Annotated in this window: 14 protein-coding genes; 13 read left to right on the top strand and 1 reads right to left on the bottom strand. The window is 61.2% G+C overall.

From position 1 onward, the window contains the following. Window positions 1–42 precede the first annotated feature (42 nt). The 8 genes from B097_RS0104200 to B097_RS0104165 all read left to right on the top strand — a co-directional run bounded on the left by B097_RS0104200 (window position 43) and on the right by B097_RS0104165 (window position 7896). Entirely contained in the window at window positions 43–699 is a 657-nt protein-coding gene (locus B097_RS0104200) for a copper chaperone PCu(A)C (protein ID WP_018581298.1), read from the top strand. A 36-nt stretch (window positions 700–735) separates the two neighbouring features. Continuing rightward, window positions 736–1983 carry a Dyp-type peroxidase gene (locus B097_RS0104195; protein WP_018581297.1) on the top strand — a complete coding sequence of 416 codons (1248 nt, stop codon included), beginning with the start codon at window positions 736–738 and terminating at the stop codon, window positions 1981–1983. Window positions 1984–2135: 152 nt separating this feature from the next. Next, window positions 2136–4202 (top strand): threonine--tRNA ligase, encoded by a 2067-nt coding sequence (gene thrS / locus B097_RS0104190; protein WP_018581296.1) that lies wholly within the window; start codon window positions 2136–2138, stop codon window positions 4200–4202. Next, entirely contained in the window at window positions 4159–4776 is a 618-nt protein-coding gene (locus tag B097_RS0104185; protein ID WP_048402980.1) for an HIT family protein, read from the top strand. Before thrS ends, B097_RS0104185 begins: the two co-directional genes overlap by 44 nt. Then, window positions 4769–5419: a phosphatidylinositol phosphate synthase gene (pgsA, locus tag B097_RS12465; RefSeq protein WP_040429359.1), complete on the top strand. Its 651-nt coding sequence runs from the start codon at window positions 4769–4771 to the stop codon at window positions 5417–5419. Before B097_RS0104185 ends, pgsA begins: the two co-directional genes overlap by 8 nt. A 5-nt stretch (window positions 5420–5424) precedes the next feature. Further along, on the top strand, window positions 5425–6345 hold the full coding sequence (locus B097_RS0104175) for a phosphatidylinositol mannoside acyltransferase (RefSeq protein WP_018581293.1): 921 nt from the start codon (window positions 5425–5427) through the stop codon (window positions 6343–6345). 2 nt (window positions 6346–6347) lie between these two features. Continuing rightward, the gene (locus B097_RS0104170) at window positions 6348–7436 is read left to right on the top strand and encodes a glycosyltransferase family 4 protein (RefSeq protein WP_018581292.1); all 1089 of its coding nucleotides are present in this window, start codon (window positions 6348–6350) and stop codon (window positions 7434–7436) included. Window positions 7437–7440: 4 nt separating this feature from the next. Then, window positions 7441–7896 carry a hypothetical protein gene (locus B097_RS0104165; RefSeq protein WP_018581291.1) on the top strand — a complete coding sequence of 152 codons (456 nt, stop codon included), beginning with the start codon at window positions 7441–7443 and terminating at the stop codon, window positions 7894–7896. Here the strand turns inward: B097_RS0104165 and B097_RS0104160 are convergent. Then, window positions 7893–8381: a DUF3817 domain-containing protein gene (locus tag B097_RS0104160; RefSeq protein WP_018581290.1), complete on the bottom strand. Its 489-nt coding sequence runs from the start codon at window positions 8379–8381 to the stop codon at window positions 7893–7895. The two genes, B097_RS0104165 and B097_RS0104160, sit on opposite strands and share 4 nt — an antisense overlap. Before the next feature lie 51 nt (window positions 8382–8432). On the opposite strand from B097_RS0104160, the gene B097_RS0104155 reads away from it, so the two are divergent. From B097_RS0104155 to B097_RS0104135, 5 genes are all read left to right on the top strand, one after another. Next, a complete protein-coding gene (locus tag B097_RS0104155) occupies window positions 8433–9311 on the top strand; it encodes an acyl-CoA thioesterase (RefSeq protein WP_018581289.1) in 879 nt (292 codons plus the stop codon). Between the two features lie 127 nt (window positions 9312–9438). Continuing rightward, entirely contained in the window at window positions 9439–10191 is a 753-nt protein-coding gene (locus tag B097_RS0104150; RefSeq protein WP_018581288.1) for a YebC/PmpR family DNA-binding transcriptional regulator, read from the top strand. A gap of 73 nt (window positions 10192–10264) precedes the next feature. Next, a complete protein-coding gene (locus tag B097_RS0104145; RefSeq protein ID WP_040429357.1) occupies window positions 10265–11170 on the top strand; it encodes a DUF2268 domain-containing putative Zn-dependent protease in 906 nt (301 codons plus the stop codon). Window positions 11171–11183: 13 nt separating this feature from the next. After that, entirely contained in the window at window positions 11184–11951 is a 768-nt protein-coding gene (locus tag B097_RS0104140) for a MerR family transcriptional regulator (protein WP_018581286.1), read from the top strand. 51 nt (window positions 11952–12002) lie between these two features. Further along, window positions 12003–12984 (top strand): IS481 family transposase (locus B097_RS0104135; RefSeq protein WP_018581285.1); only part of this gene is annotated, 982 nt, incomplete at its 3' end.

Here is a 12984-nt window from a genome sequence, read left to right as displayed (position 1 = left end):
AGAAAATATCCCCGAGTCACATCGGAAAAGGAGAGTATTCCCATGAATCGCCGTCTTGCTGCTGGTGCAGCCCTGATCGCTGCATCTTTGACTATCGCTGCCTGTGGTGATTCTGCAGACAACACTGCGGAAGATACCACTGCTGTTGAGACCTCCACGGCAGTAGAAACCACCACTGAGGTGGAAACGTCCACCGAGGATGCCGAGGATGCTGAAGCCCAGGATGTCACTCTGGAGGATCCAGTCATTCGCGCTATGGAAGCAGGCAAGGGGATGACCGGGGTGTTCGGCACTCTGGTCAACCACACGGACCAAGACATCAACATCGTTGAGTTCTCCACCGACCTTGGCGCAGAAATCTACGAACTGCACGAGGTTGCCGACGGCGTCATGCGTGAGATCGAGGGCGGCTTCGTCGTTCCGGCCAACGGCAGCTATGACCTGGAGCCAGGCGCCGATCACTTTATGATCATGGGCTACGACGAGGCCATCGAGGCTGGCGATACCGTCAACGTGACCTTCAAGGACTCGGAGGGTAACGAATACACCGCGAACGACGTCCCCGTACGCACCCTGCTGCCGGGTGAAGAAAACTATGGCGCGGACGGCGAGCTACAGGGACATGACCCACATGCGGGCCACGACATGGGCCACGATATGGGGGACATGGGTGAGCACATCGACGCTCCAGCACACTAGCGGGACTTTCAAGATCTGAGGAAGGGTTTAACGATCATGTCTATCTCTCGTCGTGGTTTCATCGCCGGCGCAGCCGTGACCGCAGGGTCCGCGGCCGCGCTGTGGAGCAGCCATAGGGCGCACGCCGGGGCAAAGATGCCCGCGCCGGAGCCCGACGACGCCGGCGTTGAGGTGGACTATCGTTTGACCGAGGCCACCGTCGATTTTGACGGGCCACACCAGGCAGGCATTTCCACAGCGCCGCAGGCGTATCTGAATCTGCTCGCTTTCACCGTCAAAGACGGGGTAGACCGCGGCGGGCTTACCCGGCTCATGCGCCTGTGGACCGAAGATGCTCGTGCCCTGTGCTCCGGCGAAACACCGCTTGGTTCGCTAGAGCCTGAAATGGTGCAAATCCCCGCCAACCTCACGATCACTTGCGGGTTCGGCCCCCGCGTATTTGAGATCGCGGGGCTTAACGACGAAAAACCCGACTGGCTGGAACCACTGCCGGAATTCTCCCGCGATGAACTGGATGAAAAGTGGGGGCAGTCTGACCTGGTCCTGCAGATCTGTTCCGATGATCCTGTGATGGCCAGCCATGCGATGCGCCATATGGTGCGCGCCGGCATGGACTATGTGGATACCAGCTGGCTGCAGCAGGGATTTTTGCACGCCGACGGCTCGATGCCTGATACGAGTACTCCGCGTAACCTGTTCGGCCAGGTCGACGGCACCGTCAACCCGCGTACCGACGAAGAATATGACGTGCAGGTGTGGATTGATGAGGGGGCGGACTTTGAGATCGGCGGCACCTCGATGGTGGTGCGCCGCATCAACATGAACCTGGACACCTGGGAGATGTTGGACCGTGTGTCGCGTGAGGAGTCGGTCGGCCGCAAACTTTCGAACGGCGCCCCGCTGACCGGCGAGGAAGAATTTGACGACCCGGACTATGAGGCCACGGACCAGTACGGACTGCCGGTGATTGACCGCAACTCGCACATCGCTCGTTCTCAACCACCCGCCGACCACCCAGAGCAACGCATCAGGCGCCGCCCCTACAACTATGACATCCAGCCGGATCCCGCCCTAGGCCAGTTATCCAATGCCGGCTTGGTGTTCATCACTTTCCAAAAGGACCCGGTGACACAGTACGTTCCGATTCAACAGCGTCTCGACGAGTCCGACCGTCTTAATGAATGGATCACCCATATCGGTTCGGCAGTGTATTGGATCCCGCCGGGAGTGTCCGCTTCCGGAGAGCGCGATAAGTTCTGGGCACAGAGTTTATTAGAAGAGTAGAGGGCACCTGTCCCATGTTTTCTTTGCGCGAGGAGTAGACTGGCTCCGGTGACCCCGAGCTGATTTTTTCTTCAAGGGTCTTACTTGCTAGCACAGTGCTCGCGGCCAGGTATGCCGCGGGCACACGAGCGCAAAGGAGCGCATCAGTCAACATGGCTAATGAATCTGCAGTGGCGCCAGCCAACTACGCACCATTTACTGTTCCTGCCGGCACTGCCGTGGGTGCAGCTATGCGTGAACTTGAACTGCCGAATAAGGGTCCAGACGCTGTTGTCGTCGTCAAGGATGCCGAAGGCAATTTGAAGGACCTCTCGCACGTCCCCGAGGCGGACGGTGAATTTACGCCCGTGGCGGCGTCGAGCGAGGAAGGCCGTGGCGTCATTCGTCACTCGTGCGCGCACGTGCTGGCGCAGGCTGTCCAGACGGAGTTCCCTGGCACGAAGCTGGGCATCGGTCCAGCCATCGAGAACGGCTTCTACTATGACTTCGATGTGGCCGAGCCGTTTACGCCGGAAGACTTGAAGACGATCGAGCGCCGGATGAAGAAGATCATCAAGTCCGGCCAGAAATTTGAACGAGGCGTCTATGCCTCCAACGAGGACGCTATCGAGCGGCTGAAGGATGAGCCATACAAGCTCGAGCTCGTTGAGGATAAGGGCAACGTTGATCCCAATTCGGATGAAGCCACCGAGGTGGGCGCTGGCGAGCTGACCTTCTACGACAACGTGAACCCACGCTCCGGCGAGGTTGAGTGGTCCGATCTCTGCCGTGGCCCTCACGTGCCGACGACGAAGTACATTCCGGCGTTCGCGCTCACCCGCGCGTCGGCAGCGTACTGGCGTGGTGACCAGTCCAATGCTGGCCTGCAGCGTGTGTACGGCACTGCGTGGGAGTCCAAGGAGAAGCTCGAGGAATACCAGATGATGCTGGAGGAAGCGGAAAAGCGCGACCACCGCCGTCTAGGTTCTGAGCTTGACCTGTTCTCCTTTCCGGATGATATCGGCTCCGGCTTCCCAGTGTTCCACCCCAATGGTGGCATCGTGCGCTTGGAGATGGAGGAGCACTCACGTCGTCGCCACATTGAATCCGGCTACTCGTTTGTGAACACTCCGCACATCACCAAGGGCGATCTTTTTAAGAAGTCGGGCCACCTCGACTGGTATGCCGACGGCATGTTCCCGCCGATGCAGTTGGACGGCGAAACGGACGATGAGGGCAACGTGACCAAGCCGGCGCAGGATTACTACGCCAAGCCGATGAACTGCCCGATGCACAACCTGATCTATGCTTCTCGCGGCCGTTCCTACCGTGAGCTTCCGCTGCGCCTGTTCGAATTCGGTACCGTCTACCGCTACGAGAAGTCCGGCGTCGTTCATGGCTTGACCCGCGCCCGCGGCTTCACCCAGGATGATGCGCACATTTACTGCACGGAGGACCAGCTGGAAGAGGAGCTGACCAGCGTCCTCGAGTTCATCCTGTCCCTGTTGCGGGACTACGGTCTTGATGATTTCTACCTGGAGCTGTCCACCAAGGACCCAGAGAAGTTCATCGGCGATGACGAGGTGTGGGAGCGTTCGACGAATATCCTGCAGGCCGTGGCGGAGAAGTCCGGCCTCGAGTTGGTGCCGGATCCTGAGGGCGCAGCCTTCTATGGCCCGAAGATTTCGGTGCAGGCACGCGACGCCATTGGCCGGACCTGGCAAATGTCCACGGTGCAGTTGGACTTCAACCTGCCGGAGCGCTTCGACTTGGAGTACACGGCGTCGGATGGCGCAAAGCACCGCCCGATCATGATTCACCGCGCACTCTTCGGATCCATCGAGCGTTTCTTCGGCGTCCTGCTGGAGCACTATGCTGGTGCGTTCCCGGCATGGTTGGCGCCACATCAGGTCATGGGTATTCCCGTGGCTGAGGATTTCTCCCCTCACCTGGAGAAGGTGACGGCGGAACTGCGTCGTCGTGGCATCCGCGCAGACGTGGACACCTCCGATGACAGGATGCAGAAGAAGATCCGCAACCACACGCAAGGACGCGTGCCGTTTATGCTGTTGGCCGGTGGCCGAGATGTCGAAGCGGACGCTGTCAGCTTCCGATTCCTTGACGGCACGCAGGTGAATGGCGTTCCAGTCGATGAAGCTATCGGTATCATCGAGACGTGGATCCGTGAGCGGAATAATGAACAACCCAGCGAGAAAGCGATTGCCGCGCGACGTGCATAACAACGCAGAGCACCCAGAGGTGTTCACAGACACTGGTGTCGGTGAGGATGACCGGCTCCAGCGCCTGTGGGCGCCTTATCGGGCTGCGTATATTGCAGACGTTCCTAAGAAGGATGAGGAGCAGGGCCCCTTTGTCGCCGCTGCGCAAATGGCCGATGAGGATGCGCTGATCGTCGCGCGTGGCGAGAGCGTGTACGCGCTGCTTAACCTCTACCCCTATAACTCGGGCCACCTGATGGTGGTGCCTTACCGCAAGGTGGCCAATCTTGAGGAACTTAGCGACGAAGAAACCGCGGAGCTTATGGAATTCGCCAAGCTCGCGGTGCGCACCCTGAAGCGCGTATCGTCTCCGGAGTCCATCAACATCGGCCTGAACCTGGGCCGCGCAGCCGGGGGTTCTGTCGGCGATCACCTGCACCTGCACATCGTTCCGCGGTGGACAGGTGATGCGAACTTTATGACAGTGCTGGGCGAAACGAAGGTCCTACCTGAGCTTTTGCGCGACACTCGTGCATTGCTGGCTGAGGGCTGGCAGGAGCTTATCGACGAGGACTCGGAGCGTGACAATGCTTAGTGTGCACGGTAGGAAACCTGCCGCTGTGGTTGTAGAACCCATCGCTCAAGGGTTTCTGCGAGCGGGCCTAACACCCAACACGGTCACCGTTGTCGGCGCCGTTGTTACGGTGGCGATCGCCGTCGTCCTCATTCCGGCTGATCACCTCGTGTGGGCGGCGATCCTGTCCGCCATCTTCTCAGCTTTTGACATGGTGGATGGCACGATGGCTCGGCTGCGAGGTGGCGGAACCGCCTTCGGTGCCACATTGGATGCCAGCTGTGACCGCATCACCGATGGTGCCTTGTTCGGCGCGATCACCTATTGGTTAGTGTTTGTCGATGAAGCCCATCCGTCCACGGTGGCAGTGTCTCTGGTGGTCGTTGTAACGTCCCAGATCATTAGCTACGTCAAGGCGCGCGGGGAGGCCGGCGGACTACGCATGGTCGGCGGCCTGATCGAGAGGCCGGAGCGGCTCATCTTGGGGCTCGGCGGCCTGGCTCTTGAAGGTTGGGGAGTGCCCTATGCCATTGAGGTGGCCTTGTGGGTGCTGGCTGTCGGGTCTGTCTTTACGGTGATTCAGCGTTTGGTCATGGCTTCGCGCGATGAGAATTCTCAAGCACCTGTAGCAGCGCCGACTGGAACCGTCACGGACGAGGAGTAATACGAGTGGCCTTTCGATTGCCAACTTCCGAAGACCTATCTGCCGTAGGCTACTTAGCCGGGTGGAAGATTATTGGGCGCTTGCCCCATTCGTGGGCCAGCGCGCTGTTCAATTGGGGCGCGGACAAGGCGTCGAAAAATGGGGCGGGCATGGAGATGCTGCGCCGCAACCTCACTCGCGTGGTGGGGGCGCCGAATGTGACGCGTGATCTTGTGCGGGCCTCGGTCCGGTCGTATGCCCGCTACTGGCGCGAGGCCTTTCGCCTCCCACGTCTGGCGGGGGATCCTCAGCTGATCGCGCGTATCAGCGAGGGCATCGTTGGGCGTGAGCTTCTCGACGAATCACTCGCCAAAGGCAAGGGTGTCATCTTGACGTTGCCGCACTCTGGCAACTGGGACATGGCTGGGATGTGGCTCAATACCAACTACGGCCAGTTCACCACTGTGGCTGAGCGGGTTAAACCCGCGGTGCTATTCGACGCGTTTGTGGAATTCCGCGAGTCCTTGGGCTTTGAGGTGCTCGCTTTAACTGGATCGGACACCCCGCCCTTTCAAAGGTTGAAGGAAGTCCTCGAGTCTGGCGGAATCGTGTGCCTGCTCGGCGAGCGAGACCTGACTAAGCGCGGCGTTCCCGTGGAGTTCTTCGGCGAAGCTACCACGATGCCGGCCGGGCCCGCGCAGCTAGCAATCGAAACGGGTGCTGCATTGCACGCGGTCCACTGTTGGTTTACCGGTACCGATAAGAATCCCGGTTGGGGTCTGTCTGCTTCAGCGCCGGTGGAGGTCACCACCCTGGAGGAGACAACGCAGCGTGTTGCGGACCTATTCGCTGCCAATATTGCAGCCCACCCGGAGGATTGGCATATGTTGCAGCCGCAGTGGCCGGTGGACAAGAAGAAGCGAAAATCGACCAGCACGGGGAAGTAATCATGCGGATCGGAATGGTGTGCCCGTACTCTTTCGACGAACCCGGCGGTGTTCAAGCCCACATACTTGATTTGGCGGAGGTTTTTCGGGCGCAGGGCCATGAGGTTGGCGTGTTGGGCCCAGCATCCGCTGACACGCAGCTACCGGACTATGTCACCAAGGGTGGTGGATCGGTGCCCATCCGCTACAACGGATCCGTTGCCCGCCTGGCGATCGGCCCGCAGGTGTTCCGCAACACCCGCGCATTCATCACTGAAGGCCAGTTCGATGTTCTGCACATCCATGAGCCAAATTCTCCCAGCTACTCAATGGTGTCGCTGTTCTTAGGTGAGGGGCCGATCGTCGCTACGTACCACGCTTCAGCCACTTCCTCCTGGATCTTGCGGATGGCGCGTCCAATCCTCCAACCTAGATTGGAAAAGATTGGTGGCGGCATCGCCGTGTCCGAAATGGCCCGTCGCTGGCAGGTGGAAAAGCTTGGCGGGGACCCCGTTCTCATTCCCAACGGCGTGGACACGTCGCGTTTTGTCGCGGCCAGGCGCACTCGGAACGAAAATGAACCGGTCGAAATTGTGTTCTTGGGCAGGCTGGATGAATCGCGCAAGGGTCTCGATATTCTCTTGCGTGCGCTGACTAAGCTCAACCGCGAAGTCAACGTGACGATCATCGGCGGTGGCCGACCCCGCGAGATCCCTGGCATCAATTTTGTGGGACGCGTGAGCGATGAGGAGAAAGCCGAGATTTTGGGCCGCGCCGATATTTACGTTGCGCCGAACACAGGCGGGGAGTCCTTCGGCATCGTGCTGGTGGAGGCAATGGCGGCCGGTTGTGCGGTCGTCGCTAGTAACCTCGAGGCTTTCGCCGCGGTATGCGATGCGGAAAGCGAGAACCCTGCCGGCGTCTTGTTCCCCGTCGGCGATGATCAGGCGCTTGCGGCCGCTTTACGTTCGCTTATCGACGATGCCTCCGCTCGCACGCAGTTGGTGGACAATGGCAGCCGGCGTGCGAAACTTTATGACTGGGACACGGTGGCCGCCAAGGTCATGGCGGTGTATGAAACTGTCGCTGATGGATCGACGGTAAAGGTATAAGCAGATGAACACTGTGGTCTGGGTCATCGTGGCAGTGCTTGTCACGGTGTTTTTGACGTGGGCATACTCCACGGCACAGCGGCTTGACCGCCTGCACGTGCGGGTCGATCGGGCTCGGAATTCTTTGGAGGCGGCCCTTGATCGTCGTGCGGCAGTGGTGGCGGTGGCTCACCCGAGTGTTGCACCGGCAGCCCGGCGGGCAGAGGAAGCGGGCTTGGTGCCGGGGGATTTCGCTTCGAGGATTGAGCGCGAGCGTGACCTTGGTGCGCGTTTAGCGGAAGTGGGGGCGTCGGAAAGCGCCGAGATGGCGGATGCTGACGCCCGAGTCATGCTGGCGCTGCGTTTTTATAACGATGCTGTGGCGGACACCCGTGCGGTGCGTCTTCAGCCTCTGGTCAGGATTCTGCGACTGGGTGGGACCGCGCGGCTGCCCGAGTTTTTCGAATTCGCAGACAGCTAGTTCGTGACTTGGTCGGCGATGGCGTCTGGGTCATAAGGCTGGCCGATCGTCAACAGGACTGTGAAGACGATGGCGATGACCACCAGCGCGATAACCAGGCAGCGCCATGGGTGACGCACGCACTGAGCCAGCACCTTGTCGGGGAATGTCTGAGGCTCTTCGTTCGGATCTGCAAAGCGCCAGCCGCCGTCGAGAGCTCCGCGACGGTCGGCCCAGATGGAAAAGGGTAGCGCAGCCCAGGGGATCAGCGAAACTACCAGACCGGCAATGCCCATTCCTGCCGACCAGCGGTTGTTCACCCACACGATGACCGTCAACACGATGAAGCAGAGGAAGCCGAAGCCGTGGACACCACCGGCGATGGGCACTACTGCTTCTGTTACCCCGGTGTATTTCAACACCATGGCGAAGATGAGGAACGTCCAGGTGAAAAATTCGAGGATGGCTGCAGCTAAGTGCAATTTTTGGGGTGTAACACGAGTCATAGGCACCAACGGTACCTGGTGAGGTGAAGAAACCGTGTACCGTTTCGGGGTATGACGGAGAAGCGTTCCTCTATAAGCACCATCTTGAATTTGGAGACCATAGACACAGACATTTACCGCGCACCCGCGGTGGAGTCAGAGCTTGAGCGCACTTTTGGCGGGCAAGTAGCGGCACAAGCACTCGTCGCGGCGACCCGCACCGTCGGCGACGATAAATTTGTGCACTCTCTACACGGTTACTTCATGCGACCAGGAGTTGCCGCCCAGGACACCGTCTTCCTGGTGAATCGGATGCGAGACGGAAAGTCATTTGCAACCCGTCACGTGGAGGCCGTGCAGAACGGTGAAACCATCTTCGCCATGCAGGCGAGTTTCCACCGCGCGGGTGACCCTGGCCCGGAGCATTCGGATATCATGCGCTCTGTCCCGCTGCCGGAAGAGATCCCGGCGGAACGGGAAGTCATCCCGGCTTCGCGGCGTGCGCTGCTTGAGGAATGGTCGGACTGGGACATCCGGGTTGTCCCGTCGGATCTGTACGAGCACAACAAGTACACGCCTTCGCAGCAGGTGGTGTGGTTTCGCTCGAAGCAGGAGCTTCCCGACGACGACACTTTCCACGTCTGCACCCTGGCATATATGTCGGACATGACGTTGTTGCACTCTGCTCTGGTGCCGCATCCGGGACATCGGGTACAGATGGCTTCTCTTGACCACGCGATGTGGTTTTTAAGGCCGTTTCGTGCCGACGAGTGGCTGCTCTATGACCAGGTGTCGCCGTCCGCGCACGGTGGGAGAGCGCTGACCCATGGGCGGATTTTTGACCAGGCCGGAAACTTGGTGGCCATGGTGACCCAGGAGGGCCTGACACGCACTCTGCGCGAGGGCGCAAAGACGCTTCCAATGAAAAACTTGACACAAAACGATGGCTAGAACGCCCCCTTTATGCCCGCAGCAACGATCGAGGGCATGGTGTGCGTATACTTGATCGAGGCAATGAGGCAGATGTGAGCGTAGCTTGCTGAAGCCTCTGCATCAACGAAAGGATGGGGACTAGGTTATGGCTGGCCACTCAAAGTGGGCTACTACCAAGCACAAGAAGGCAGCGAATGACGCGAAGCGTTCGAAGCTGTGGGCGAAGATGATTAAGGACATCGAAGTCGCAGCGCGCACCGGCGGTGGCGACCCCGCAGGCAACCCCACGTTGGATGACATGATCAGGAAGGCCAAGAAGGCCTCCGTTCCGAACGATAATATTGAACGTGCTCGCAAGCGCGGCTCCGGCGAAGAAGCTGGCGGCGCTGATTATGAGGCCATCATGTATGAGGGCTACGGCCCCAATGGTGTTGCGATTTTGATTGAGTGTCTGACGGATAACCGCAACCGTGCCGCCACTGAGGTACGCACCGCGATGACGCGCAACAACGGCAACCTGGGTGAGTCCGGTTCCGTCGCTTATATGTTCACTCGTACCGGGGTCGTCCAGGTGAAGAAGGGCGAGCTGACTGAGGACGACGTGCTGATGGCCGTTCTCGAAGCAGGTGCCGAGGAGGTCAACGACCTGGGCGAGGAGTTCGAGGTCATTTGCGCCCCAACTGACCTGCAAGAGGTAAAGACCGCCCTGAATGACGCCGGAATTGAGGTTGAGGTTGCAGAGCAGGATTTCCGCGCCTCGGTCGACGTAGAGCTGGATGAAGCGGACGCGAAGAAGCTACTCAACCTCGTGGACGCGCTCGAAGAGTCGGATGATGTGCAGAACGTGTACACGAATGCAGATATCTCCGATGAGATCATGGAGTCGCTCGACATCTAGATGTACTGACCGGAGACGTTGATCGAAGCGAGAGATTGACCTTGCCGTGACGTCAACGTGTACAGTCGTGGGCATGACAGTCTCGATGATCGACAGCCTCGCTGGCATGCGGCGCTTGGCTCAAGCACAGCCGGGCGAATGGGATGAGGCGGCCCGTGCCCTGTGGGCGCCGATGGCCGGCATGTACTTATTCATCCCGGGCGGCCCGGACCTGGCCCAGGTACATGCCCAGAACTTCGGTTTCGGACCTGAAGCCCCACGCGACCTGGTCCTCGAAGGCCTGGAGGCCTTGGAAGCAGCCGATGCGTGGGGTCGGGTCGAGCGCGCCGTGCAGGACGGCTTGGAGCGGTTGGCAGCAGCCAACCCGAGTATGTCCATGCCTGACCTTCGCGTGCTACTCGTCCTGGGCGACCCCGACAACAAGCACTTCATGGACGAGATCCGTGGACTGTCGGCCTTCGGCGGGATCAGCGGCTTCATCGCAATCACCGTCTGGCCCACCTCGCAGGTACTGGACCGTTTGGAGGCCATCGCACTGCATGAGCTCCACCACAACGTGCGCTACTCGCCCGGCGGCGTGGTGTGGGACCCCAGGACCGTCACCGTCGGTGAGCACGTCGTGGCTGAGGGCCTGGCGGACCTGTTCGCTGCCGAGACCTACGGTGCGCGGGGATTCACCCACTTCGTCAGCGATCAGACCCGAACCAGTGACCCGGTGCTGGCGCGGGTCGTCGAGGGGCTGGGGGTGACCGGGATGCGGGACTTCAGTGCCTGGGTTCTGGGCGATGCCAGCGCGCGCCTGTTCGGCGGGACCCCGGTGGGCCTGCCCACCGGGGCGGGTTATGCAGCGGGTGCCCGAATCGCCAACGCCTACCTGTCCGCGACCGGTCGCAGTGCAGCCGACTGCGTGACGGTCCCCGCAGCCGACATCCTGGCCGTGGCCCTGCCACAGTTGGGTCTGGCAACGACTGGACAGTGAAGGAGGGTGGGTCGTGGTGGAGTGGACCGTCCAGCAACTGGCGCAACGTGCCGGGATCAGTGGCCGAGCCCTGCGGCACTACCACCAGATCGGCCTGCTGACCCCTGACCGGATCGGCGCCAACGGCTATCGCTACTACGGCCCAACCTCCGTGGCCCGCCTCCAACGCATCCTGCTGCTGCGCGACGCCGGGGTGTCGCTCGACGAGATCGCCACAGTCCTCGACTCCGAACACGATCAGGCCGACGAGGTAGCTGCCCTGGAGAAGCACCTCGTCAGACTCCGTCGTGACCGTGAAGCTCTGGTCCGGCGCATAGCCTCTGTCGAGAACACCATCGCCATGCGCCGCCAGGGGCGTCTGCCCCGCATGGACATGATGCTCGAGGGCTTCAACGACCGCTACAAGACCGAGGTGGTCTCCCGCTGGGGGCAAGAAGCTTTCGACGCCTCCAACCAGTGGTGGCACGCCAAGACGTTGGCACAACAGCAGCAGTTCCAGGCCGATGCCGAGCAGCTACTTGCCCGCTGGGGCGAGCTGCACGCCGCCGGCCATGGGCCATCGAGCCCCGAGGCACAGGCCCATGCAGCTGCGCATGTCGCCTGGTTCGCCCAGATCCCCGGCACCCCCACCCATGCCAACGACCCGGCCAACGCGACCGCCATGGTGCTCGGCATGGCCAACCTCTACGTCACCAATCCCGACTTCCATCCCGCCTTCGGAAGCTCCGAAGCCGCCGACTTCGCGGCCCAAGCACTACGGATCCACGTCAGCCCAACCTGACACTCATCCAGGTCCCACTGCGCGCCGCCCGGCGTAGCACGAAAGGTCCTCATGTCACATCCGAACGCTGCCCTCACGCCGCGCCACCGCTTGATCGTCGCCCAGCTCGTGGTCGACCAAGGCTGGCCGATTAGCGAGGTCGCCGCCAGGTTTCAGGTCTCCTGGCCCACCGTGAAGCGCTGGGCCGACCGCTACCGCACAGGCCAGTCCATGCAGGACCGGACCTCGCGGCCGCACCGGTCACCGAACAAGACCAACCACGCCACCGCGAAGCGCTGCGTCCAGCTCCGCCTCCGACTGCGCGAAGGCCCAGTCCAACTCGCCTGCCGGCTGGGGATCGCACCGTCCACGGTCCACCGGATCCTGGTCGACGCGCACCTGAACCGGCTGTCGCACGTCGATCGCGCCACCGGGGAGCCAGTGCGCCGCTACGAGCACGACCACCCCGGGGCAATGCTGCACGTCGACGTGAAGAAGCTCGGCAACATCCCCGACGGCGGCGGCTGGCGCTACGTCGGCCGACAACAAGGCGACCGCAACCGAGCCGCCACACCCGACAAGCCCCGCAACAAGTGGCGGGATCCGCTCATGGGCAAGGCCTACGTCCACACCGTCATCGACGACCACTCCCGCGTCGCCTATGCCGAGATCCACGACGACGAGACCTCCCTCACCGCCGCCGCCGTGCTCGTTCGGGCTGTCGAGTGGTTCAACGCCCGCGGTGTCACGGTCGAGCAGATCCTGTCCGACAACGGCGGCGCCTACCGTTCACACCTGTGGCGAGACACCTGCGCCGAGCTGGGCATCCGGCACAAGCGCACGAGGCCGTATCGGCCGCAGACCAACGGGAAGGTCGAGCGTTTCCACCGCACCCTGGCCGATGGCTGGGCCTACGCTCGCTGCTACACCTCCGAGGCTGAGCGGCGCGGTGAGCTCGAGGGCTGGCTGCACTACTACAACCACCATCGGCCCCACACGGCCTGTGGGAACCAACCGCCGTTCTCACGATTGATCAACGTTCCCGGTCAGTACA

It is taken from the genome of Corynebacterium pilosum DSM 20521 = CIP 103422 (assembly GCF_000373805.1).
GTDB lineage: Bacteria > Actinomycetota > Actinomycetes > Mycobacteriales > Mycobacteriaceae > Corynebacterium > Corynebacterium pilosum.
The sequence above is the reverse complement of the archived record's forward strand: the minus strand, read 5'-3'. Positions and strand labels throughout refer to the sequence as shown.